At 56.3% G+C, this 25207-nt stretch carries 18 protein-coding genes and 1 pseudogene; 4 read left to right on the top strand and 15 right to left on the bottom strand.

Annotated features, from left to right (window positions below):
* Position 1 precedes the first annotated feature (1 nt).
* The 3 genes from P3C52_RS11145 to guaB form a co-directional block, all read right to left on the bottom strand.
* Positions 2 to 466 carry a type VI secretion system tube protein Hcp gene (locus P3C52_RS11145; RefSeq protein ID WP_275555066.1) on the bottom strand — a complete coding sequence of 155 codons (465 nt, stop codon included), beginning with the start codon at positions 464 to 466 and terminating at the stop codon, positions 2 to 4.
* A gap of 627 nt (positions 467 to 1093) precedes the next feature.
* Positions 1094 to 2674 (bottom strand): glutamine-hydrolyzing GMP synthase, encoded by a 1581-nt coding sequence (guaA, locus tag P3C52_RS11140; protein WP_275555065.1) that lies wholly within the window; start codon positions 2672 to 2674, stop codon positions 1094 to 1096.
* A gap of 69 nt (positions 2675 to 2743) precedes the next feature.
* Positions 2744 to 4210 carry an IMP dehydrogenase gene (gene guaB / locus P3C52_RS11135; RefSeq protein WP_275555064.1) on the bottom strand — a complete coding sequence of 489 codons (1467 nt, stop codon included), beginning with the start codon at positions 4208 to 4210 and terminating at the stop codon, positions 2744 to 2746.
* 169 nt (positions 4211 to 4379) lie between these two features.
* On the opposite strand from guaB, the gene xseA reads away from it, so the two are divergent.
* Positions 4380 to 5750 (top strand): exodeoxyribonuclease VII large subunit, encoded by a 1371-nt coding sequence (xseA, locus tag P3C52_RS11130; protein ID WP_275555063.1) that lies wholly within the window; start codon positions 4380 to 4382, stop codon positions 5748 to 5750.
* 331 nt (positions 5751 to 6081) lie between these two features.
* On the opposite strand, the gene P3C52_RS11125 is transcribed toward xseA, so the two are convergent.
* Positions 6082 to 8433, bottom strand: coding sequence for a glycoside hydrolase family 31 protein (locus tag P3C52_RS11125; RefSeq protein WP_275555062.1), 2352 nt, complete (start codon positions 8431 to 8433; stop codon positions 6082 to 6084).
* 14 nt (positions 8434 to 8447) lie between these two features.
* Complete coding sequence (locus P3C52_RS11120) at positions 8448 to 9746, bottom strand: MFS transporter (RefSeq protein ID WP_275555061.1); 1299 nt, start codon at positions 9744 to 9746, stop codon at positions 8448 to 8450.
* 359 nt (positions 9747 to 10105) lie between these two features.
* Here P3C52_RS11120 and P3C52_RS11115 point away from each other — a divergent pair, with 359 nt between their 5' ends.
* From P3C52_RS11115 to P3C52_RS11105, 3 genes are all read left to right on the top strand, one after another.
* On the top strand, positions 10106 to 11194 hold the full coding sequence (locus tag P3C52_RS11115; protein WP_275555060.1) for a LacI family DNA-binding transcriptional regulator: 1089 nt from the start codon (positions 10106 to 10108) through the stop codon (positions 11192 to 11194).
* Between the two features lie 121 nt (positions 11195 to 11315).
* Positions 11316 to 12344, top strand: coding sequence for a M4 family metallopeptidase (locus P3C52_RS11110; RefSeq protein WP_275555059.1), 1029 nt, complete (start codon positions 11316 to 11318; stop codon positions 12342 to 12344).
* Entirely contained in the window at positions 12341 to 12673 is a 333-nt protein-coding gene (locus P3C52_RS11105) for a protealysin inhibitor emfourin (protein WP_275555058.1), read from the top strand. Before P3C52_RS11110 ends, P3C52_RS11105 begins: the two co-directional genes overlap by 4 nt.
* A 50-nt stretch (positions 12674 to 12723) precedes the next feature.
* On the opposite strand, the gene P3C52_RS11100 is transcribed toward P3C52_RS11105, so the two are convergent.
* From P3C52_RS11100 to P3C52_RS11055, 10 genes and pseudogenes are all read right to left on the bottom strand, one after another.
* Positions 12724 to 15159, bottom strand: coding sequence for a glucose/quinate/shikimate family membrane-bound PQQ-dependent dehydrogenase (locus P3C52_RS11100; protein ID WP_275555057.1), 2436 nt, complete (start codon positions 15157 to 15159; stop codon positions 12724 to 12726).
* Positions 15160 to 15726: 567 nt separating this feature from the next.
* Positions 15727 to 15945 carry a zinc ribbon domain-containing protein gene (locus P3C52_RS11095; protein WP_275555056.1) on the bottom strand — a complete coding sequence of 73 codons (219 nt, stop codon included), beginning with the start codon at positions 15943 to 15945 and terminating at the stop codon, positions 15727 to 15729.
* Positions 15946 to 16087: 142 nt separating this feature from the next.
* Entirely contained in the window at positions 16088 to 17578 is a 1491-nt protein-coding gene (gene der, locus P3C52_RS11090; RefSeq protein WP_275555055.1) for a ribosome biogenesis GTPase Der, read from the bottom strand.
* Between the two features lie 170 nt (positions 17579 to 17748).
* Positions 17749 to 18930, bottom strand: a complete 1182-nt coding sequence (gene bamB, locus P3C52_RS11085) for an outer membrane protein assembly factor BamB (RefSeq protein WP_275555054.1) — start codon at positions 18928 to 18930, stop codon at positions 17749 to 17751.
* Positions 18931 to 18949: 19 nt separating this feature from the next.
* A pseudogene (locus P3C52_RS11080) lies at positions 18950 to 19566 on the bottom strand (YfgM family protein).
* Positions 19567 to 19602: 36 nt separating this feature from the next.
* A complete protein-coding gene (gene hisS, locus P3C52_RS11075) occupies positions 19603 to 20877 on the bottom strand; it encodes a histidine--tRNA ligase (protein WP_275555053.1) in 1275 nt (424 codons plus the stop codon).
* Positions 20878 to 21020: 143 nt separating this feature from the next.
* The gene (gene ispG / locus P3C52_RS11070) at positions 21021 to 22142 is read right to left on the bottom strand and encodes a flavodoxin-dependent (E)-4-hydroxy-3-methylbut-2-enyl-diphosphate synthase (RefSeq protein WP_085070722.1); all 1122 of its coding nucleotides are present in this window, start codon (positions 22140 to 22142) and stop codon (positions 21021 to 21023) included.
* 36 nt (positions 22143 to 22178) lie between these two features.
* On the bottom strand, positions 22179 to 23192 hold the full coding sequence (gene rodZ / locus P3C52_RS11065) for a cytoskeleton protein RodZ (RefSeq protein ID WP_275555052.1): 1014 nt from the start codon (positions 23190 to 23192) through the stop codon (positions 22179 to 22181).
* Positions 23182 to 23919, bottom strand: coding sequence for a type IV pilus biogenesis/stability protein PilW (gene pilW / locus P3C52_RS11060; RefSeq protein ID WP_275555051.1), 738 nt, complete (start codon positions 23917 to 23919; stop codon positions 23182 to 23184). The genes rodZ and pilW overlap by 11 nt, the downstream gene beginning before the upstream one ends.
* 94 nt (positions 23920 to 24013) lie before the next feature.
* Complete coding sequence (locus P3C52_RS11055; RefSeq protein ID WP_275555050.1) at positions 24014 to 25183, bottom strand: bifunctional tRNA (adenosine(37)-C2)-methyltransferase TrmG/ribosomal RNA large subunit methyltransferase RlmN; 1170 nt, start codon at positions 25181 to 25183, stop codon at positions 24014 to 24016.
* Positions 25184 to 25207: the final 24 nt, after the last annotated feature.

Here is a 25207-nt window from a genome sequence, read left to right as displayed (position 1 = left end):
GTCAGAAGCAAGATATTGAATTTTTAATATCCCAGCCCATACGGGATTCTGCGCCTTTACCGCCCATGCCTCCCTGTTCCCAGTACTGAAATTTCACCTTATCAGCTTCAAACTCGTATTCAACGTCAGTTGTCGCCCCGTGATCTCTGAAAAGCACTTCCACAAGGATGACGTTTTCCAGCGTAATTCTGTAATACTCCATTTGTCCGTCGCCTGCTTTACAGGCTGACAGTTCAACCGTTTTAATTCTGTTACCATTTGAGGCGTATAGCAGGGCACCCGCTGTCGTTTTATCAACTTGGCAGTGTACCGTCAGGTTATGGTAATTAACTTTTCCTTTCCCCCCTGGCGCACCGCTACTTCTTTTTGAACCCCATGAATAGGCGTTAACATCAGTCCATCCGAGATGCTGTGCGTCTTTTGATTCACCCTTAATTCCATCAATTTTTAAGAAAATATTGTTCATTTGGTCCTTGCTTTCTGGTCGTTTTGAGCTTTATTTTCAACAATCAGGGATTGTTACCTAAAAGTTTAAATTTTAAAAATAGCAGACAGGGTTTCTCCGTGTCCCATCAAGCGGACTTCCACATTCTGCATGCCTCGCTTAAAACTTCTACAGGTTTTATTAACTCAGATCGTCCGTGCATGCGGCTTAATAAACGTGTCACTTGCAACACTAATCAGATGCTGTGGCTTGCTGTCTGGCCTTTTTTGTCATTTTCCGATGTTCTCAATTCCAGCATATTTTCGGTACCGTTTTACACCTGATTGGTTGTGCAACGATGTCTGCTTCTGACACGTAACGGATTATTAAATTCCTCCTTTTCCAAGCCAGCATGAATAATAAAGCAAGCCACTACTTCCCTATTTAACCAGTACCGAAAACTTAATTATCCAGCTACTGATAAATCCTCCGGCAAACGTTTGAAAGCAATAACGTCTTTTGAATGAACCAGGTAGAAATTGCGCCGTTTCAACCTCTCTAAAATCGCAAAAACAGGGCTTTCCCGCCTTATCTATACCGAATCTGCAGACACAAAAAAGCCCGCCTGATGCGGGCTTAAAACGTTTACTGCTTAACAGAGCGGTTAAATCATTCCCACTCGATCGTTGCTGGTGGCTTACCGGAAATATCATAAACGACGCGGGAGATGCCGTTCACTTCATTGATGATGCGGTTGGAGACGCGGCCGAGGAACTCATACGGCAGATGTGCCCAGTGCGCGGTCATAAAGTCGATGGTTTCTACCGCACGCAGCGATACCACCCAGTCATATTTACGACCGTCGCCCATCACGCCGACTGAACGAACCGGCAGGAACACGGTGAAAGCCTGGCTCACTTTATTATAGAGATCGGCTTTACGCAGTTCGTCGATGAAGATGGCGTCGGCACGGCGCAGCAGGTCGCAATACTCTTTCTTCACTTCGCCCAGCACGCGTACGCCGAGGCCTGGCCCCGGGAACGGATGGCGATACAGCATATCGTAAGGCAGGCCCAGCTCCAGACCAATTTTACGCACTTCATCTTTGAACAGCTCTTTCAGCGGCTCAACCAGGCCCAGCTTCATCTCTTTCGGCAGGCCGCCGACGTTGTGGTGCGATTTAATCACGTGCGCTTTGCCGGTGGCGGAAGCAGCGGATTCAATCACATCAGGATAGATGGTGCCCTGTGCCAGCCATTTCACGTCGGTCAGGCTGGTCGCCTGCTCGTCGAACACTTCAACGAAAACGCGGCCAATGGTTTTACGTTTGGCTTCCGGCTCGTCGATGCCCGCCAGCGCGCTCAGGAAGCGCTCTTCTGCCGGAACATGGATAATGTTCAGGCCGAAATGGTCGCCGAACATATCCATCACCTGCTCTGCTTCGTTCAGACGCAGCAGGCCATTATCCACGAACACGCAGGTCAGACGATCGCCGATGGCGCGGTGCAGCAGCATCGCCGTTACGGAGGAGTCAACGCCGCCGGAGAGGCCGAGAATCACTTTATCGTCGCCCACCTGCTCGCGCAGACGCTCAACGATATCTTCGATGATTTTTGCCGGTGTCCACAGCGCTTCACATTCGCAGATGTCGCGCACAAAACGCTCCAGCATGCGCAGGCCCTGACGGGTATGAGTTACTTCTGGGTGGAACTGCACGCCGTAAAAACGTTTTTCTTCATTCGCCATAATGGCAAACGGACAGGTTTCGGTGCTGGCGACGGTAACAAAGTCAGACGGGATCGCGGTCACTTTGTCGCCGTGGCTCATCCAGACGTCCAGCAGCGGCAGACCCGCGGCGCTGACCGAATCTTCGATGCCGCGCACCAGTGCGCTGTCGGTTCTGACTTCCACCTGCGCGTAGCCAAACTCGCGCTCGCTGGAGCCTTCAACTTTGCCGCCCAGCTGCATCGCCATGGTCTGCATGCCATAGCAAACGCCCAGAACCGGTACGCCAGCGTTAAAGATATATTCCGGCGCGCGCGGACTGTTGAGTTCCGTGGTGCTTTCCGGGCCGCCGGAGAGAATAATGCCGCTCGGCTTAAATCCGCGGATCTGCTCTTCGGTCACATCCCACGCCCACAGCTCACAGTAAACGCCCAGCTCACGCACGCGGCGCGCGACCAGCTGGGTATACTGCGAACCAAAATCGAGGATCAAAATACGGTGCTTATGAATATTTTCCGTCGTCATTAAGGCAATTCCAGAGCGATAGACTCAATAAAAGCGCCCGGCTGATGCCGGGCGAGAAAAATTACGGGATTACGATCCCATGCGGTAGTTCGGAGACTCTTTCGTAATGGTCACGTCATGAACGTGGCTTTCCGAAATGCCCGCGCCGCTGATGCGTACAAATTCTGCTTTGGTGCGCAGCTCGTCAATGGTGGCACAGCCGGTCAGGCCCATGCAGGAGCGCAGGCCGCCCATCTGCTGATGCACGATCCCTTTCAGGCGGCCTTTGTAAGCCACGCGGCCTTCGATACCTTCCGGCACCAGCTTATCCGCAGCGTTATCGCTCTGGAAGTAACGGTCAGAAGAGCCTTTGGACATCGCGCCCAGTGAGCCCATACCGCGATAGGATTTAAAGGCGCGGCCCTGATACAGCTCGATTTCACCCGGTGATTCTTCGGTGCCGGCCAGCATGGAGCCGACCATGACGCAGGCGGCGCCTGCCGCAATCGCTTTAGCAATATCGCCGGAGAAGCGAATGCCGCCATCGGCGATAACCGGAATACCGGTGCCTTCCAGCGCTTCCACCGCGTCGGAAACCGCAGTGATCTGCGGTACGCCAACGCCGGTAACGATACGCGTGGTACAGATTGAGCCAGGGCCGATGCCCACTTTCACTGCGCTAACGCCCGCGTCGGCCAGCGCACGTGCGCCAGCCCCGGTTGCCACATTGCCACCGATGATTTGCAGGTCAGGATATTTAGCGCGGGTTTCGCGGATACGTTGCAGCACGCCTTCGGAATGGCCGTGCGAGGAGTCGATCAGCAGCACGTCAACGCCCGCCGCGACCAGCGCATCGACGCGCTCTTCGTTGCCTGCGCCCGCGCCGACCGCCGCGCCAACGCGCAGGCGACCATGCTCATCTTTACAGGCCAGCGGCTTACGCTCGGCCTTCTGGAAATCTTTTACGGTGATCATGCCCAGCAGGCGGAAAGCGTCATCCACCACCAGTGCTTTTTCTACGCGTTTCTCATGCATTCTTTGCAGCACGACTTCACGCGCCTCACCCTCTTTTACCGTCACCAGGCGCTCTTTCGGCGTCATCACCGCGGTGACTGGGAGGTTCAGATCGGTAACGAAGCGCACATCGCGGCCAGTAATAATCCCCACCAGCTTATTGTCATCGCTCACCACCGGATAACCGGCAAAACCGTTACGCTCGGTCAACTCTTTGACTTCGCGCAGCGTGGTGGTCGGCAGTACGGTTTGCGGATCGGTTACAACGCCGCTTTCATGTTTCTTCACCTTGCGCACTTCTTCCGCCTGGCGCTCGATGGACATATTTTTGTGGATAAAGCCCAGCCCGCCTTCCTGCGCCAGTGCGATAGCCAGACCAGCTTCGGTCACGGTATCCATAGCAGCAGAGAGCATTGGAATGTTCAGACGAATGGTTTTGGTCAGTTGGGTACTGAGGTCAGCCGTGTTAGGCAGAACAGTGGAGTGAGCAGGAACGAGCAAAACGTCGTCAAAAGTGAGTGCTTCTTTAGCGATTCGTAGCATGGCAATATCTCAACCTGGGGTGAATGAGAACAGATAAAATATTGCCGCGGCATTATACAGGGCGTAATCGGTTGCCTCCAGCTTTTTTTCAGAAAATGTCTTGATCCCCTGCATCAGCCATGTAGTATCGATGAATTAACTCGCTGATTTATTATTTGATCCTCATCACATGTCGCTACCGCCTTCCGCCAATATTTTTACCGTTAGCCGCCTTAACACCACGGTGCGTCAGCTGCTGGAAGGCGAAATGGGCCAGATCTGGCTCAGCGCTGAAATCTCTAACTTTACCCAGCCCGCGTCCGGCCACTGGTACTTTACGCTGAAAGACGATACCGCCCAGGTGCGCAGCGCGATGTTCCGCAACAGCAACCGGCGCGTGACCTTTCGTCCGCAGCATGGTCAGCAGGTGCTGGTACGCGCGACGGTTACGCTCTATGAGCCGCGCGGCGATTATCAGCTGATCGTGGAAAGCATGCATCCAGCTGGCGAAGGGCTGCTGCAACAGCAGTTTGAACAGCTAAAGCAGCGGCTGGCGGCGGAGGGCTTGTTTGAGCAGCAGCATAAGCAGCCGCTGCCCGACCCGGCGCGCCAGGTCGGCGTCATTACCTCCGCCACCGGCGCAGCGCTGCACGATGTATTGCGCGTGCTGCATCGGCGCGATCCGTCGCTGCCGGTTATCATCTATCCCACCGTGGTTCAGGGCAACGACGCGCCTGCCGCTATCGCTCGCGCCATTGAGTTGGCTAACCAGCGCAACGAGTGCGACGTACTGATTGTCGGACGCGGCGGCGGCTCACTGGAGGATCTCTGGTGTTTTAACGATGAGCGCGTGGCGCGGGCGATTTTCGCCAGCCGTATTCCCATTGTCAGCGCCGTCGGTCATGAAACCGATGTCACCATTGCCGATTTTGTCGCTGACCTGCGGGCGCCGACGCCCTCCGCCGCCGCAGAGATCGTTAGCCGTAACCAGGTCGAGCTGTTGCGCCAGCTTCAGTCGCAGCAGACGCGGCTGGAAATGGCGATGGATTACTACCTGGCGCAGCAGCAGCGCACTTTTACCCGTTTGCAGCATCGCTTACAGCAACAGCATCCGCAGCTGCGGCTGGCGCGTCAGCAAACTGCGCTGTTCCGCCTGCAGCGGCGTCTGGATGAGGCAATGCAGCTACGGCTGCGCAACGCCGCGCGTCAACAGGATCGGCTGGCCCAGCGCCTGACAGCGCAGCAGCCGCAGCGCAATATCGCTCGCGCTCAGCAGCAGCTGCAACAGTGGCATTACCGCTTAACGCAGGTGATGCAGCAGCGCATGAGCGGCGAGAAACAGCGCTTCGGCGTACTGGTTGCGCATCTGGAAGGCGTCAGCCCACTGGCGACGCTGGCGCGCGGTTTTAGCGTGACGCAAACGCCGGGCGGCGCCGTACTGAAAACCACCGCACAGGTACAGCCGGGCGAAGTGCTGCAAACGCGGCTGGCGGATGGCTGGGTGGAAAGTGAAGTGAAGGCGATTACACCGCTGAAAAAAACGCGTAAAAAGCGCGCCTGACGTTCTTTATAGCGCCCCCTGCGGCAATCGGGTAAACGCTGCCGTTACGCCAGAAAAAACCGCGCATATAACGGCACGCGACCATTCGGCGAATGCCTCCGTTACGCCGTAAAAAACCACCTGCATAACAGGTGGCATTGATTACGCCCTGGAAGGGCGTAATCAAATCCTCAAAAAGAAGTCCCTGCCAGTCCTGTGAGATTTAAATCCAAAGACAATAAGGCCGAGCCAAAACCCGTTGATGACCACGCCCACAGGACGTGATATTCAGATGCGTATAAAAAAGCGCGCCGAAAGCGCGCTTTTTTTACCTGCTTTTCCTCTACAGATATCAGACTGAAGCCGGCTCGCCGTTGATCCACAGCGCGCGATGCTCGCCGGGCGGCAGTATCACCTCCAGCTGTCGCCACGCGGGCTGATAGCGTCCTTCCCGTTCCACGCTCAGCGCAATGCGCGTCGCGTCGCAGGTCATGCGCCAGCGCAGCCAGAGCGCATCGCCCTCACGCCAGCCGTGGCTTTCGCCATCATCCTCAAACAGTAGCCCTTCGCTTTCTCCTGACGAGATCGGGAACAATCGCAGCGCGCGCCGATCGTCCGCCGCCACGTCCACATGCGCCATGCGCTGCGACATCGGCAGCCCGGCGCCAGCGCGCGCCAACAGCGGCAGCCGCTCCAGCGGCGCCTCCAGCGTGATCCACTGTCCACCGCCGTACCACTGGCCGCTCCAGAAGCAGTACCAGCCCACGCCATTATCCGGCAGCCACACCCGGCGCTGACGCTGCCCCGGCTCCACCACGCTCGCCACCAGCAAATCGCGGCCGATCAGGAAATCGTCCGTTTCCCGCCAGGTCTGCGCATCCTGCTCGTGATCCAGGAAGGTGGGCCGTAGCATCGGCTCGTCGTCGACGCAGGCCTGCCACAGCAGGGTGTAAAAATAGGGCAGCAGGCGATAGCGCAGACGGATCGCCTCGCGTACGATGTCCGTTACGGCGGGATACATCCACGGCTCGTTTACCGTGCCGTCATCGTTCCACGAATGAATGGTAAAGCGCGGATGCATAACGCCGTTCTGCACCCAGCGGGCGAATAGCTCCGCATCCGGCCTGTCACCGGAGAAACCGCCGACATCGTGACCGACGTTATACAGTCCGGAGAGGCTCATTCCCAGCCCCATGCGAATGTTGTAACGCAGCGTCTGCCAGCTGGTGCGGTTGTCGCCGCTCCAGGTCTGCACATAGCGCTGCATACCGGCGCAGCCGGAGCGCGAAATCAGGTAAGGTCGCTGCTGCGGCGCGAAACGCTGCTGCGCCTCCAGCGAGGCGCGCATCATCAGCAGCGGCATCACCGGGCGCAGATGCTTAATCGCCACGGGGCGGCCGAAGCCGTGACAGCGCGCCTCGCCGTCCCAGATCTCATATTCGTTGTTGTCGTTCCAGGTGGAGTCGATGCCCATCTCCAGCAGCTGCGTGGTAACGCCCTGCTGCCACCAGTGAATCGCATCAGGATTGGTAAAATCGAGGTGCGATCCCTCATCGTCCCAGAAGCAGGAGCGCTCCGGCGCATCCGTTTCAGAATCGCGGATAAACAACCCCTGCCGCGCCGCCTCTTTATAATGCGGATGGTCCCGCAGCAGGCAGGGTTTGATATTGGCCGCCAGCCGCAGCCCCGCTTCATGAAACGCCGCGCTTAGCTGGCGCGGCTGCGGCACCTTGTCATAATTCCAGTTAAATACGTAGCGCTTATTGCCGATAGAGGTGTAGCCGGAAGAAAGCTGGAAAGCGTCGCAGGGAATAGCGTGCTGACGGCAAAGCCGAATAAACTGCTGTAGCTGGTGCTGCGCGTCGGGCGCGTCGGTGTACTGCATAGTGGAGCCGCTGTAGCCCAGGCTCCACTTCGGGCCGAAACAGGTTTTGCCGGTCAGCCGCACAAAGGCTTGGGTGACATCCAGTACGCGCGGGCCGAAAAGCAGGTAGTAGTCGAGATCGCCCGCCTCCGCCTGATAGCGCCGGTAAGGCTGATGGTAGTTATCCAGCTCGTTACCAAGGTCGAGCCAGCAACTGCTGAGATTGTCGTAAAACAGGCCGAAGCTAACCTGCTCGCGGCGGGTAATGGTAAACGGGATATGCTTGTAGAGCGGATCGGTGCTGGCGGCGTTATAGCCCATCGCATCCAGGTTGCGCATCTCAAAGCGGCGTCCGCTGCGTTCAAGATCGCCTGCTTTCTCTCCCAGCCCGTAGTAGCGATCATCGGCGAAGCGGCGCTGATAGTGCGCCACGCCGTCGCCATGCGCATTCAGCAGATAGGCACTGGTGCGGCGATCTTCGGCCAGCGGACGCCACTGGTTATCCGCATCCAGATATTCCCACGCCAGCCAGAGCGGCTGATGCACCGTGACGCGCAGGCGCTGGCTGCTGACGATCAGCCGATCATCGCAGGTTTCCAGGTGATAGCCGGGCAGGCTGAAGCCCGCAGCGCTCAGGCGATCGCGCCCTTCCCAGGGCACATCCTCCTGCGGCGCGATGCTCCAGGTGCGATCCAGCGCCAGTTCGCCGTTGCGTTTGATCAGAATACGGAACAGCGACTCTTCCAGCACGTAGAGGCAAAACAGATGCCGCTCGTCGACCTGCAGTTCAATCCTGTCGGCGTACGTTCCCGCCAGCGTCCAGTTTTTTAACGTCTTCATATCCACTCCAGCATTTAACGTTTTTTAGCGCAGCGCTCGGCCAGCAGAGCAATCAGGAACAGCGCGCCGATAAGGTCGAAAAAGCCCATCGCCACAAACAGCGGGCCGAAGCCGATGGTGTCGGAAACAGCGCCGATTAGCAGCGAAAAGAGAAAGCTGGCGATCCAGGCGCAGGAGCCACGCATGCCGTTGACGGTCGCCATCTGATTTTTATCGAACGACTCCACCACCAGCGCGCTCAGCATGCAGGAGATCACCTGATGGCCGAAGCCGCCGATAGAGATCAGCGCAATCGCCAGAAACGGATCTTTGGTCACCGCGACCAGCGTCAGCGACAGCATCAGGAAGGCACCGGTGACGGAGCTGGCGATCACCGAATTAATGCGCTGGAAGCCGAACCATTTGCGATACAGGTTAGTGAGGTAGCCGCTGGCGACGCTGCCGATATCGGCCGCCAGAAAAGGCAGCCAGGCGAACAGCGCGATCTGCTTCAGATCCATGCCGCGCTCGGTGGCGAGATAGAGCGGCACCCAGAAGCTGAAGACCGCCCAGGCCGGTTCAGCGAGAAAAGCGGGTATGGCGATGCCGTAAAATTTTTTGTCGCGGCAGAGGCGCGCCAGCGAGGTGAAAAACGGCAGCTTCGGTAGATCCGGCTCGTTATCTTCACGAATCAGATCCAGCTCCTGCTGGCTGAGATTCGGGTGCTGCTGCGGCGCATGATAGAAGCGCCACCAGAGTACCACCCAAACCAGCCCCAGCGCGCCGGAAAAGAGAAAGGCGCCCTGCCAGCCCAGCGTCAGGTGGGCGACGACGATAATCGGCGGCGCCAGCATCGCGCCAATGGAGAAGCCCACTCCGGCCCAGCCGGCGGCGACGGGGCGCTCTTTCTTCGGAAACCAGTCGGCGATGGCGCGGGCGTTGGCGGGCGTGGCGGCCGCTTCGGCGCCGCCCATGAAAAAGCGCAGCAGCGCCAGCTGGATCCAGCTTCCCGCTCCGGCGTGCAGCATACAGACCATCGCCCAAAGCGTGGCACAGATCAGAAAGCCGGTTTTCAGGCCAATCACGTCGATCAGCCAGCCGCAGAGCGGCTGAAACAGGGTGTAGGCGAGCTGAAACGCCGCAACCACCCAGGAGTACTGTTCGGTGGTCATATTCAGGCTGACCTTCAGCTCCGGTGCCAGAATCCCCAGTGAGTTGCGGGTAATGTAGTTAATAGTGATGCCCAGCAGGAAAAGCGCCAGCATCCACCAGCGCAGCGATTTGAATTTACGGGCGGGGCGGGCTGCGGCGGTCTGTTCGGTTTCAATACTCATCTGTCTTCTCCATCGCCGTCTCTGTGACGGTGCGCCCACGGGGCGCTTCAGTGGGGGTATCGAAGGCTACAACAGCGGTGCAATGCGACGGCTTTCACAAAACAGCCTTATCACCAGCTTAACCCTATGATTATCGGTTGATTTCCCTGGCGAGCCATCAGCATAGTGAAGCGTCGCGTCTGTCCAACCGAGCTACCGTTGCAGACTAGCCAGCAGCGTTGCCGAGCGAAACCGCGTTTTTTGCAAAAATTTTCATTCGCAAGCAAATCGTCGTAAGCAACAGGGCCTGAGTGCCTAACAGCAGGCTATCCAGCGCTGATGAAAAAATTTTCATCAGCTGATTTGACGGGGATCACAAAATGAATGGAAAGTTAAAAATCACCCTGATCGCCCAACAAACCGGGCTGTCGATCAGTACCGTTTCGCGCGTACTGGCAGGCAAAGCCAACACCAGCGAATCGGCCCGCCAGAGAGTGATGGCCTGCGCGCGTCAGCACGGCATTTTGCAGGATCTGTCGCAGGGCAGGCTGATGCTGAACAACCTGGTGATTTTCGCGCCGCCGCGCGCTTTTTCGGTGCGCACCGACATTTTTTACTACAAGGTGATCCAGAGCGTGATCGACGCGCTCAGGCCGTATGAGTTGCGCATCAGCTCCTGCGGGCTGGAAGAGGAGCGCAGCGACAGCGCGCTGTTTGTCGAAAGGATGAACCATCCGCACACCCAGGCGGCGCTGATTATCGGTATCGACGATCCGCATATCCATTCGCTGGCGGCGGATCTAAATAAGCCCTGCGTATTGATTAACTGCAGTGACCGCAACATGCATCTCGACAGCGTTTCCCCCGATCACCAACTGATCGGCGAGTTCTCCGCCAGCTATTTGTTTCAGCAGGGGCACCGCAACATCCTTAACTTGCAATGCCTGCGGCGTAACACCATGGAACTGCGTCTGGCGGGCATCCGCCAGGCGTGGATGCGGCAAAACCTTACCTTTGACGCAGGGCAGCATCTGATCACTACCGCCGGCTTCGGCGCGGAAGAGGCGGAGCTGGCAGTGACCAGCTGGCTGAGCGCTCTGCCCGATCGCCGCCGCTGGCCGAGCGCCATCCTCGCCGGCGGCGATTTTATGGCGATGGGCGCGGTCGCGGCAGTCAATAAGTTCGGCCTGTCGGTGCCGGGCGATATGTCAGTGATGAGTACCGACAGTTCAAACCTGGCGGAGATTCACGATGTGCCGTTAACCTCGGTGCAGGTGCCGCGCGACGAACTGGGCGTCGAGGCGATTCAGCTGTTGCAGCGCAGGCTGCTGCGCCCCGCCGCCCCGCCCTGCAATTTGCTGCTGCAGGGGAAACTGGCGTTACGGGAATCGGTGCGGCGCTTTAACGCGCATAAGATGCAGCCGGCGCTCAGCACCCATCATCCGCAGCTCTATGACGATCGCACATAACATCAGCATTTTTAATAAATAAACGATCGCAGCGCGCGGCCGGCCCCTGGGAATATCTGAACTACACTTAGCAGGATAAGCTTTCATCAATGAGGGTTATTTCAGCCTAAGGAGAGCCACAATGCCTCGTACGCCTGTCCGCTCGGTTATTCCTCCCTATATTCTGCGCAAAATTATCGATAACGCTTCCGGTCATCAGCAGGACTATGCCCGGCGCACCTTAAACCATGTTCAGCATCTGATGGCGCATAACTGGCAGAAGCCGGTCGCGCCGAAAAATGCCGTCGGCGGCCATGTCGATCGCGAAATTTATGATGCGCAAAACACCGAGAGCCTGCCCGGTACGCTGGTGCGTAAGGAAGGCCAGCCGGAAACCGGCGATGTCGCCGCCACCGAGGCCTGGGATTATCTGGGCGTCACCTATGATTTCTTCTGGCAGGCGTATCAGCGTAACTCGCTGGATAATCAGGGCTTAACGCTACGCGGCACCGTTCATTACGGCAAAGATTATCAAAATGCTTTCTGGAACGGCCAGCAGATGGTTTTTGGCGATGGCGACGGTGAAATTTTCAATCGCTTCACGATTGCCATCGACGTAGTCGCGCATGAGCTGTCGCACGGCGTCACCGAAACGGAAGCGGGCTTAATCTATTTCGAGCAGGCGGGCGCGCTGAATGAATCGCTTTCTGATGTGTTCGGCTCGCTGGTGAAGCAGTTTCATCGCAAACAGACGGCGGATCAGGCTGACTGGATCATTGGCGAAGGGCTGCTGGCGGACGGCATTAACGGACGCGGCCTGCGCTCAATGAGCGAGCCGGGCACCGCCTATGACGATCCGCTGCTGGGCAAAGATCCGCAGCCGGCGCACATGCGCGATTATATCCAGACGCGTGATGATAACGGCGGCGTGCATCTTAACTCCGGCATTCCGAACCGCGCCTTTTATCTGGCGGCGAAAGCATTGGGCGGCTACGCCTGGGAGCTGGCAGGACGCGCCTGGTATGATACCGTTTGCGATAAATCGTTGCCGCAAGATGCGGATTTCAACACCTTTGCGCAGTTCACCATTCGTCATGCCCAGAGCCGTTTTAATAAGGCTACGGCGCAGGCGATTGAGAACGCGTGGAAAGAAACGGGCGTTTTATCATGAAAGAGTTACCGGAACTGACCGACGACGCCGTAATCGATCTGGCGCGCGAAGGCGGTTTTGCTTACATCCCCAAACTGGCTGGCGAGCGCCGTATTGCGCTGGGGCAGCTACCCGATCCGCAAAAAGCGCGCGTTTGCGAAATTTTGCGCCATTCCCTGCCGCTGGGCGAACCGGCCGATAAGCCGGTGCAGGCTGGACGCGGCGATCAATATTATTACCGCATTCAGATTAGCTACAATACCGACCAGCAATCCGGCGATATTGTGATCGTGATCCCTGACAGCCTGGCGCCGCCGGAACTTAAAGCGCTGTGGAAAGAGGGAGAATGATCCCATAAAAAAAGGCCCCGAATCGGGGCCTTTTTATTTTCAACGACGCGTTATTTATCCAGCGCGTAAGCAATCACATAATCGCCGCGATCCGGTGACTGACGCGCACCGCCCGCAGAGATAAGAATGTACTGTTTGCCGGTTTTCGGTGAGACGTAGCTCATCGGGCCCCCCTGGCTGCCTACCGGCAGACGGGCTTTCCACACCTCTTTACCGGTTGAGCTATCGAAGGCGCGCAGATAGTAATCCTGCGTACCGGCGATAAACACCAGACCGCCCTGCGTCGCCAGCGTACCGCCCAGCGTCGGCATACCAATCGGCATTTTCATGCGCATTTTAATACCGAACGGACCGGTATCCTGCACCGTGCCGACCGGAACCTGCCAGACGATTTTCTGCGTTTTCAGGTCGATGGCAGAAAGCGTACCAAACGGCGGCTCCTGGCAAGGAATGCCCAGCGGCGACATAAAGCGGTTCTTGTTAACCGCATAAGGCGTGCCCTTCAGCGGAACCGCACCCATACCAGTGTTAATCGCCTCGCCGCCGTTGCTGCCGCGCGCGATTTTATCAGTATTGGCCGGGATCATCTGCACCCACAGACCCAGACGCATATCATTGACGAAGATGTAATGATTGTTCGGATCGGTAGAGAGGCTGCCCCAGTTCATGCCACCCAGCGAGCCTGGGAAGCTGAGTGATTTGTCGGTGCCCGGCACGGTGAACAGGCCGTCATAGCGCATCGACTTAAAGCTGATGCGGCAGACCAACTGATCGAACGGCGTGGCGCCCCACATATCGGACTCTTTCAACGTCTGCGCGCCAATTTGCGGCATGCCGACAGAGTGCGGCTGGGTTTTGGTGTACTGCTCGTCAGGAATATTGCCCTGCTTCATCGGCAGCTCTTTGACTTCCGTCAGCGGCTTGCCGGTCAGACGATCCAGCACAAATACCTGGCCTGCTTTGGTGCCGAAAACGATCGCCGGCTTAGTGCTGCCATCTTTTTGCGGGAAGTCCACCAGGCTCGGCTGCATCGGAATATCGAAGTCCCACAGATCGTTGTGAACCGTCTGATAAACCCATTTCTCTTTGCCGGTGGTGGCATCAAGCGCCAGGATGGACGCGCCATATTTATGATCCAGCGGTGTGCGGTTAGCGCCCCACAGGTCAACGGACGAGCTGCCCATCGGAATAAATACGGTGTTCATCGCCGGATCGAAGGACATCGGTGCCCAGGAGTTTGGTGTGCTGCGCGCGTAAGACTGTCCCGGCTGCAGCTGGGCATTCGGATCCTCATTGCCCGGATCGAAGGCCCAACGCATCTGGCCGGTAATCACGTCAAAACCGCGCAGAACGCCGCCAGGCATATCGGTCTGGACGTTATCCGCCACGCGGCCGCCGACCACTACGGTTGTACCCGCCAGCGTCGGCGCCGACGTTAATTGATATTTCGGATCCTGCGCTTCGCCCATGCCCTCTTTCAGGTTAACGATGCCGTTATTACCGAACTGCTGGCAAAGTTCGCCGTTATCGGCGTTGATAGCAATCAGGCGCGCATCGATGGTGTTCATCAGCAGACGGCGCTGACAGCTATCGCCCGCAGGCAGCGTGACCGGCGTCACCGGCGTTGAACCCGGCACCGTCGGCTGCGTCAGCGGCTTGTTAACATCAAAGTAAGCCAGCCCACGGCAGCGATTCCAGACCTCAGCCTGCGCATTAACTTCATGCTTCCAGATCTGTTTGCCGCTGTCGGCGTCTACCGCGATAACGTTGTTATGCGGTGTACACATGTAGATGCGATCGCCAATTTGCAGCGGCGTTTGCTGATCTTCTGCGCCGTTGCCGGTTGGGCTGTCCGGCACGTCGCCGGTATGGAATGTCCAGGCGACCTTCAGATCTTTTACGTTGTCACGGGTGATCTGATCGAGCGCGACAAAACGGCTACCGCCTGAGGTGTTGCCGTAGTTTTCCCAGTCTTTTTGCGCTTTGCTTTGGTCAACCGGTACCAGCGGTAGCTGTTGACCGTCAAACGCGACGGTGGGATGCGGCTGGAACATCTGCACCAGCGTAATGACCATTGCGATTGCCAGTACGCCGCTGGCGCTCCAGGCCGCTTTGGCAACGGAAGGCTTACCTTCACGCTTACGCAGCGCTGGCAACGTCAGCAGCGCAAGGATCATAAATCCGGTCGGCACCATCAGGCGTGATACCAGTGGCCAAAATTCAAAGCCGCCGTCAATTGGCGCCCAGATTAAGGAGCCAATAAATACCAGCGCAAACAGCCATACCGCCGACGTTTTGCGACGAAAGAACTGGATTGCCGAAAAAATGGTGACGATACCCGCAATAAGGAAGTACTTGCTACCGCCAAGCAGGGCCAGCTTGCCGCCCCCGATCGTAAAAAACAATCCGGTAGCAAGTAGTATCAGACCCAGCAATATGCACCACAAACTCAGCCATTTTGACGGTCTGGTGGTTGTTTGAGCCATAGTAAAACTCTCCTGGTGAAACCGAGGTTTGTTAACTCTGTACGTCGCGATTTACGTCGGCGCTGATGAGCTAATGCTCAAACCATGACAATTTAATTCGCTGAAGCAGGTGATGCCTGACCGCTGGCTGCAGGCATCTTCAATCGCCGATACCTGAGCCAGGGAAGCGGAGGATCATCCTCAGCGCGCCGGATTGTACCAACCGGTACATAATTTAATAAACAATTTTTTAACAAGAGCGCGAAAATTCGCACTTTTGCTGAAAAGAATGCTCAGATAAATCTTAGTTTAAAAAACAGAAGGGCGACGCTTCTGTCCGGTTCCGTGAAAGGCAACATTTGAGGCTGGGAAATAAGAGAAGCAGCAGCTGGCTCGGTTATAAAGGGGAACGCTGAGCAATAAGAGGAACAGTGGGGCCCTTTCAAAAACGAAAAGTATCTGATAAGCGGACACAAGAAAGTATCCGGGAGGCGAAAATAAGCGGCGCAACGCTTAATGTGAATGCTGAAAAGCAGAAGGAGCCGCGCCAGGCTTACCATAAAATCCTATGACGCCTGACGCCGCGATTTACTGGCTTACCGCTATAAATTCAAGGCGTTTTTTAGAAATGAGCCCATGTCCGTGCTGGCAAAAATAGTCGGTTGCGCCGCAGGCGGTCAGAACCTGTAACGGCTGATGGCAGTCGGGACATAACGCCTGACGCGCATAATGCGCGCCGCACTGTTCACAATAAAAATCACTGTCGGTAAGCGTCAGCGTATGCTGACATTTTTCACATAGCTGCATGAGATATTCCTGTAATACGCCGCTGGCTTGAGAATCATCCTTCCCACAATAACGGTAACAGAAACCCAATTCTCTGATTTACGTTCCCGCTGCTCAATAATATTGCTAAAGAAAAGGGCCGCGTTTCCGCAGCCCTTATTCATTAACGCTTATTCTTTTTAAGATGCGACAGCAGACGCTTACGCTTACGCTGCTGATTTGGCGTCAACAGGTTGCGTTTGCCCGCAAACGGGTTGTCGCCCTCTTTAAACTGGATACGGATCGGCGTCCCCATCACGTTCAGCGAACGACGGAAGTAGTTCATCAGGTAACGCTTGTAAGAGTCCGGCAGATCCTTAACCTGGTTGCCGTGAATGACCACGATCGGCGGGTTATAGCCACCGGCGTGCGCATATTTCAGCTTCACGCGGCGACCGCGCACCAAAGGCGGCTGATGATCGTCAGCGGCCATCGTCATAATACGCGTCAGCATAGATGTGCCGACGCGACGGGTTGAACAATCGTAGGCTTCGTTAATGGATTCAAACAGGTTGCCGACGCCGCTGCCATGCAGAGCAGAAATAAAGTGAACGCGGGCGAAATCGATAAAGCCCAGACGGAAATCGAGCGTCTCTTTCACTTCATCTTTAATTTCCTGCGACAGGCCATCCCACTTGTTGACCACAATCACCAGTGAGCGCCCACTATTCAGCACAAAGCCCAGCAGCGAGAGATCCTGATCGGAAATCCCCTGGCGGGCATCAATCACCAGCAGCACGACGTTGGCATCTTCAATCGCCTGTAGCGTTTTGATCACCGAGAACTTCTCAACGGTATCGGTAACCTTGCCGCGCTTACGTACGCCAGCGGTATCGATCAGAATATATTCGCGATCGTCACGCTCCATCGGAATATAGATACTGTCGCGCGTGGTGCCCGGCATATCGTAAACCACCACGCGATCTTCGCCCAGAATACGGTTGGTAAGCGTTGACTTACCTACGTTAGGACGGCCAACAATGGCAATTTTTACCGGCAGACCGGTCGGGTCGAAGTCTTCTTCTTCCTCCTCGGCCTCTTCACCGTTTTCTTTGGCTTCCAGCGCCGCCCAGTATGCCTCGTTCTCTTCCTCTTCGGTCAGCGGTTCCGCCGGTGCCACTTCGTCCATCCACGGCAGCAGCGCCGTTTCCAGCAGCGAAGTGACGCCACGGCCGTGCGAAGCGGCGATAGAGTGAATTTCGCCCAGGCCCAGCGCGTAAAAATCGACAACCGCGCTGTCCGCGTCCAGGCCGTCAGTTTTGTTCGCCACCAGGAACGTCGCTTTTTCGCGCGAGCGCAGATGCTTGGCTATCGCCTGATCGGCTGGCATCAGGCCGGCACGGGCGTCAACCATAAACAGCACCACATCCGCTTCTTCAATCGCCAGCAGCGACTGTTCCGCCATTCGGGTTTCCACGCCATCTTCAGTGCCGTCAATACCGCCGGTATCAATGACGATAAATTCTCGCCCTTCTACCTCGGCGCGCCCGTATTTACGATCGCGCGTCAGACCGGGGAAATCAGCCACCAGCGCATCGCGGGTGCGCGTTAAACGGTTGAACAGGGTGGATTTGCCCACGTTAGGACGCCCAACCAGCGCGACCACAGGTATCATAAATAAAGCCTCATTACGAAACGAAAAATCAGAAGCCTGAACAGGTTAGTATAAACGGTCAGCGCCGCCCCGATCAGGCTGAAGGCGCTAAGGATAACACGCCGTCAAAAAAACGAAACGGCCCCTGTAAGCCAGGAGCCGTTAATCAGCTATGCGTTCACCGCCAGGGGTTAACGCTTGATGGAATAGACTTCGCCGTTTTTCGCCTGAATCAGCAGCTTATCGCTGGCGACGACCGGTTCCGTCTGGAAGCCGGAGCCGTCAACTTTCTGCTGGGCGACGAAACGTCCATCGTCGGTATTCAGCCAGTGCAGATAACCTTCGCTGTCGCCAACCACAATATAGCCGTTGTAGAGAACCGGCGAAGTCAGGTTACGGTGCAACAGATCGCTCTGGCGCCAGATAGCAACGCCGCCGTCGGCGTTCAGCGCCACGATACGATCGTCCTGATCGACCAGATAGATACGGCCTGCATCAACAATAAAGTCTTTCACCGAACCGATTTCACGTTTCCACAAAATCTGGCCGGAGCGCAGATCCAGCGCGGTCAGGTTGCCGTTGTAGGCCAACGCGTAAACAACGCCGTTAACGATGACCGGCGTGGTGTCCACATCGCTCAGGCGATCGATTTCGGTCGCGCCGCTCGGCTGGGAAATACGCTGCTGCCAGATAATCTGGCCCTGATTCAGGATCACCGCGCTGACGCGGCCGTTATCACCGCCCACGATTGCGCCGCCGAAGGCGGTTGCAGGCGCCGATTCGCCGCGCAGCGACAGCGCTGGCATATCGAGGTTAACCGTCCATTTCACAACGCCGCTGCTCTGATCCAGCCCCTGCAACATGCCGTTGCTGGTGTGAATCAGCACCAGGCCATCGCTGACCACCGGACGCGAAAGTGCTTCGCCAGCCACTTTTGTCTGCCAGGCAACGGAACCATCAGCGCTGTTCAATGCATAAACCAGCGCGCGCTCGCTGCCGATATAGATATGTTCGCCCGCTGCGGTAACGCCGCCAGAGAGCAGCGCTGGCGTATTTTTCGAGAAGAAGCCATTATCGGTAGAAAGGTTTACTTTCCATTTCTGCGAACCGTCACCAGCGTCCAGCGCCTTAACGATGCCAAAACGATCGGCGGCATAAACGGTGCCATCCTGCCAGGCGGGATGCAGATTTGAGTAGAAGTCGCCGATGCCGTCGCCGACAGAGGTACTCCACACTTCCTGCGGATCGAACTGGTTTTCAACTTTCGGCAACGGGGCCATTTTGACGACATCTTCTTCGCCGCTAAACAGCGAGCAACCGCTGAGTAAAGTGACTGAAATCAGCCCTGGCAGCAGGTATTTACGTAATTCCATGCGCTCTCTCTTTAATGGCTTAACCTAAGTTATTCATCTTCATCTGCATCATTTCTTTCAGCGCCGGAGACGCCTCGGAATCGATCCCCTTACTCCAGGCATCGCGGGCGCCTTGCTTGTCGCCCTTGCTCAGCAGCGCTTCACCGCGAATATCTGCGACGATGGCCGTCCAGCCCTCGCCTTTTACGCTATCCAGGGTTTTCAGCGCGTCGTCAGCCTGCTTTTGCTGGAGCTGGATACGCGCCACACGCAGATTCATGACCGCCTGTAGATTGGCGTCCTGCGTATTTTGATGCCGTTCTGTAACTGCGTGGCCGCTTTCGCCAGCTCGTTTTTATCAACGTACTGCTTCGCCAGATCGAGCGAGGCCAGCGCACCATAGGTATTGCTGTTTTCACTGGCGAACTTTGCCGCCGCTTCCAGCGTCTGCGGCTTGTTGGCGTCCAGCGCGCTGGTAACCTGCTGATAATTCGCCGACACTTCACGTGCAGAGGTATCCTGGTGCGTACTCCAGTAGCGCCAGCCGACCAGAGCGCCAATGCCCAGCACCACACCGATCGCCAATGCTTTGCCGTTATTGGCAAAAAAACGACGGAGCGCGTCCACCTGTTCGTTTTCGTTGCTGTAAACTTCCACGCAATCCTTCTCCTTAACTGTTCCTGCCGTAAGTGCTTATGACAGCAGCGTGACTAACGCCGCGGCGACATCATTTTGCGCCAGCGTTTGTTGCTCACCGCTGCGCAGGTCTTTAACCACTACCTGCCCGGCTTTGACTTCATCTTCGCCCAATACCAGCGCAACGCGAGCGCCCCACTTATCGGCACGAGCAAACTGCTTCTTAAAGTTACCGCCGCCGAAGTTAGTCATCAGCTTCAGCGCAGGCGCGGCATCGCGCACCTGCTCCGCCAGCTGCATAGCAGCGGACTGCACGCCCTGGCCCGAAGCGATAACATAGACATCAACAATACGTGACGGTTCAAAATCAGGGTTTACCGCCTGCACCAGCAGTACCAGACGCTCCATGCCCATAGCGAAACCGACGCCCGGCGTAGCGCGTCCGCCCAGCTGTTCAACGAGGCCGTCGTAACGGCCGCCGGCACAAACGGTGCCCTGCGCGCCCAGGCTGGTGGTTACCCACTCAAACACGGTGCGGTTATAGTAGTCGAGGCCGCGCACCAGACGCTGGTTAATGGTGTAAGCGATACCGACGCTATCCAGCAGCGCGCACAGGCCATTAAAATGCTCGCGTGATTCGTCGTCGAGATAGTCGCCCAATGTCGGCGCATCGTTTAACAGTGCCTGTACGTCCGGGTTTTTGCTGTCCAGCACGCGCAGCGGGTTGCTGTACATACGACGCTTACAGTCTTCGTCCAGCTTCTCTTTATGCTGCTCCAGGAACGCCACCAGCGCGTCACGATAGTTAGCGCGCGCGTCGAGGGAGCCGATGGAGTTCAACTCCAGCGCAACGTGATCGGCAATGCCCAGCGCTTTCCACCAGCGGGCGGTCATCATAATCAGTTCGGCATCAATATCCGGCCCCTGCAGGCCAAACACTTCCGCGCCGATTTGGTGGAACTGGCGATAGCGGCCTTTTTGCGGACGCTCATAGCGGAACATCGGCCCCATGTACCACAGACGCTGCTCCTGGTTATAGAGCAGACCATGCTCAATACCTGCACGTACACAGCCAGCCGTCCCTTCCGGGCGCAGCGTCAGGCTTTCGCCGTTGCGATCGTCGAAGGTGTACATCTCTTTTTCTACTACGTCGGTCACTTCGCCAATCGCACGCTTAAACAGCGGCGTATGCTCGACGACCGGCAGGCGGATTTCACTGTAGCCATAGCTGGCCAACACCTGTTTAAGGATCCCTTCGATACGCTGCCAGACAACGGTGTCGGCCGGCAAATAGTCGTTCATGCCGCGGATGGCCTGGATGTTCTTCGCCACGTCATTTCTCTCTATATGTAAATTGCACCAGGCAAATTGCCTGGCCGTTCTGGTGATAATCCCAGAAACCTAAAACAGAAAAAAACCTGCGCGGCTTCAGCCGTTCAGGTTCATTCAGCGCGCCACTGGTGTGACGCTGCCGTTTACTTTTCTACCTGCTGCACGTTAATACGGCGGGTTTCGTCGAGCATTGCCGCTTTGGCGCGGATGCGCGCTTCAAGCTGATCGATCATATCGTCATTATCGAGACGATCGCGCTGACGTACACCGTCTTCATAAAAGCCGCTTTTCTTATTGCTGCCGGTTACGCCAAGCGTGGAAACCAGTGCTTCGCCCGGCCCGTTAACCACGCAGCCGATGATGGAAACATCCATCGGCGTAATGATATCTTCCAGCCGCTGCTCCAGCGCATTGACCGTGCCGATAACGTCAAACTCCTGGCGCGAACAGGTCGGACAGGCGATAAAGTTGATGCCTCGGGTACGAATACGCAGCGATTTCAGAATATCAAAACCGACTTTGACCTCTTCAACCGGATCGGCCGCCAGTGAAATACGCAGCGTATCGCCAATCCCTTCCGAAAGCAGCAGCCCTAAACCAATGGCTGATTTTACTGCGCCAGCGCGCGCGCCGCCCGCTTCGGTAATGCCCAGATGCAGAGGCTGATCGATCTGCTTCGCCAGCAGACGATAAGACTCGACGGCCAGGAAGACATCGGAGGCTTTTACGCTCACTTTAAACTGATCGAAGTTAAGCCGATCGAGATGATCAACATGACGCATCGCCGACTCCAGCAGCGCCTGAGGCGTCGGCTCGCCATACTTTTCCTGCAGATCTTTTTCCAGTGAGCCGGCGTTGACGCCGATACGGATGGGGATATTACGATCGCGCGCGCACTCAACAACCTGGCGGATACGCTCATTGTTGCCGATATTGCCGGGGTTAATGCGCAGGCAGTCAACGCCATATTCCGCCACTTTCAGCGCAATACGGTAATCAAAGTGAATATCCGCGACCAGCGGAACATTGACCTGCTGCTTGATAAGCTTAAAGGCTTCTGCCGCGTCCATGGTAGGTACTGAGACGCGCACTATATCTACGCCGACACGTTCCAGTGCTTTAATTTGTTTAACCGTCGCTTCCACATCCGTGGTACGCGTATTGGTCATGGATTGAACGGCGATAGGCGCGCCGTCACCCACTGGCACCTTGCCGACGTAAATACGCGTTGATTTGCGACGGATAATGGGTGCTTCGTTATGCATGCTGTTTCTCCATAATTGCCGCAAAGCACAAAGGGCTTACTGTGCCCCAAGCGTCAGGCGGGCAACCTGGTTGGTACGAATAAAACGACTTAAATCAACGGGCTGGCCCTGGTAATGTACCTGTACAGCCGCCGGCGCGCCAATCTTCAGACGATAAGGCGCGGTGCCGGAAAGGCTGAGTTTACCACCACTGCGCTGCATTCCGCTGAACAGTTTTTTGCCGGACGCATCGGTGACTTCCAGCCAGCAGTCCGCATTAAAATTCAGAACCACCGTGTTGGCGTCTGCGGCAGGTTCGCTAACGCTGGCGCTGGCGGTCGGCAAAGGCGAGCTGTTGGTAGCCGCAGGCGCTGGCTCAGTCACCGGCGCCTGGCTTGGCGATACCACAGCATTAGCATCACTCGGGTTCGCTACTGGTGCCGCATTATTCGGCACCGGCGCGCTGGCGCCCGGCGCAGCGGTATTGGCCGCCGCGCTGGTCGTATTGTTTACTGGCGTATTGGTTAACGGCACGCTGGTGCCCTGGCTGTCAGCCTGAGGCGCAGTTTCAACGCTACCGTCGTTTAACGGAATCGACTGGCTGTTATCATCGCCAGTGCTGCTCTGATCGGAGAGCGAGACCAGATCATCCTGTGCGGCTTTATGATTTTGCCACCACCAGGCGCCGGTCAAACCGACCACGACAAAGATGACCAGCCAGGTAAAAATCATCAGCCAGCCATCACGTTTTTTACGACGTTTGCCCAGCGAGAAGCTCTGCATCGGCTCGACTTTTGCTGCACGTACCGGCGCCTGCTTTGCCATCATCGGCAGCAGTTCCTCTTCCGGAACATGCACCAGGCGAGCGTAAGAACGGATATAACCGCGTAAAAAAGTCGAGGCCAAATCGGCTGGCGCCTTGTCCTCTTCAATATCTCGCACGGTGGTAAGTTTCAGGCACAAACGCTCAGCAACATTTTGCTGCGTCAGCCCCATCTGCTCACGGGCGGCACGCAGGCGAGCGCCTGTGGAATTTGCTGCTGTTGTATCTTGAGTGGCTTCAGTATTCATTAGCTAGAAAATGCTGGTACTGTATCGATTGTGGAAAATTTTGCGCCAGTTGTTGACCGTAACGTTCTTTATCTACGGTCCGCTGTTCCAGCGCAGCGAAACGAATCTCCAACCACAGGCTCTCTGCTGTTGCAGGCGCGCTGTGATGATATACCTCCAACAAAAGCCGCGTTTGTTCAGGCTCCTGTCGTTCAAGATGCTTATTAGCTTCGGCCAGTAGCACGTTCGCTTTTTGCCGATCGCTTTGCAGCGCCTGTAATAACGCTTGCTGGGCAGCCGGGTAATTTCCCTGCTGCAGATAGCAATAACCGGCGCGTTCCTGGCTATCAGCCCTGGCTGCGGCAGAATTCTGCTGTGCGGCCAGAGTAAATTGTTGATGCGCCGCATCATACTGCCCTAAACCGCAAAGAAACGCACCGTAATTGTTAAGTGCATGATTATTTTCCGGGGCGTATTCAAGTGCCGTCTGAAAATAATGCTGCGCCATTGCGCTATCGCCCTCTTGCTGATAAAGACGCGCCATCGCCAGCAAAACGCGATAATCCTTCGGCGCATCCTGCAACGCACGCTGTAAATTGCGCCGCGCTGCGGGCAGATCTTTCTGCGAGAGATAGATCAGCCCAAGCTGCAGGCGGATCTCTCCGCTGCCACTGGCATGTTGATGCCCGCCACAGCCTGCTAACGTTAGCATCGCTAACATAACCAGCCATCGTAATCCTTTACGCATACTGCCTCCTTCTATCCTGAAGTCTGGTATGTTACGCCAAACTCAGCAAGGGAGGCAGGCTGCTACGCTGGAAACCCGCTTTTCTTGCGCGGTTTCAGAGCGCCTTCACAGATATTTGTTCGCCAACCATTTTCTTGCGCAGCGTACGCTTGGTGCGGTCAATAACATCGCCCGCCAACTGTCCGCAGGCGGCATCAATATCGTCACCGCGCGTTTTACGCACAATGGTAGTAAAACCATAGCTCATCAGTACCTTAGCGAAGCGATCGACCCGACTATTGGAGCTGCGGCCATAAGGCGCGCCCGGGAAGGGGTTCCAGGGGATCAGGTTGATCTTGGATGGCGTATCCTTGAGCAATTCCGCCAGCTGATGCGCGTCGTCAGTGCTGTCATTGATATGATCGAGCATGACATATTCAATGGTAACGCGACCCTGATTGGCATTGGATTTTTCCAGATAACGGCGCACCGAATCCAGGAACATCTCAATATTATATTTTTTATTAATCGGCACGATTTCATCGCGGATCTTATCGTTCGGCGCGTGCAGGGAAATCGCCAGCGCGACATCGATCATATCGCCCAGCTTATCCAGCGCAGGCACGACGCCGGAGGTGGAAAGCGTTACGCGTCGTTTGGAAAGGCCGAAACCGAAGTCATCCAGCATGATTTCCATCGCCGGCACGACATTCGTCAGGTTCAGCAGCGGCTCGCCCATTCCCATCATCACGACGTTGGTAATCGGACGCTGACCGGTGACTTTCGCGGCGCCGATAATTTTCGCGGCACGCCACACCTGACCGATAATTTCAGAAACGCGCAGGTTGCGGTTAAAGCCCTGCTGCGCGGTTGAGCAGAATTTACACTCCAGCGCACAGCCTACCTGGGATGAAACGCACAACGTGGCGCGGTCGTCTTCAGGAATATAAACCGTTTCCACCAGCTGATCGCCAACGCGAATCGCCCATTTAATGGTGCCATCGGCGGAGCGTTTTTCTTCAGCCACTTCCGGGGCGCGGATTTCAGTTAGCTGCTTAAGCTTATTACGCAGCACCTTATTGATGTCGGTCATTTCATCGAAGTCATCACAGCAGTAGTGATACATCCATTTCATAACCTGATCGGCACGGAAGGGTTTCTCGCCCAGAGAAAGGAAAAATTCACGCATCTGCTGACGATTAAGATCGAGCAGATTAATTTTTTCATTTTTCGGGGAAACAACAGCGGGAGTTGCGGACGACGGCGTCACAATGTGTTCGGACATAATTTTCTCTGGCCTCGTTATTAC

This window comes from Mixta sp. Marseille-Q2659 (assembly GCF_940807255.1).
GTDB lineage: Bacteria > Pseudomonadota > Gammaproteobacteria > Enterobacterales > Enterobacteriaceae > Mixta.
Note: the sequence above shows the minus strand (reverse complement) of the source record. Positions and strands in the feature narration are given on the sequence as shown.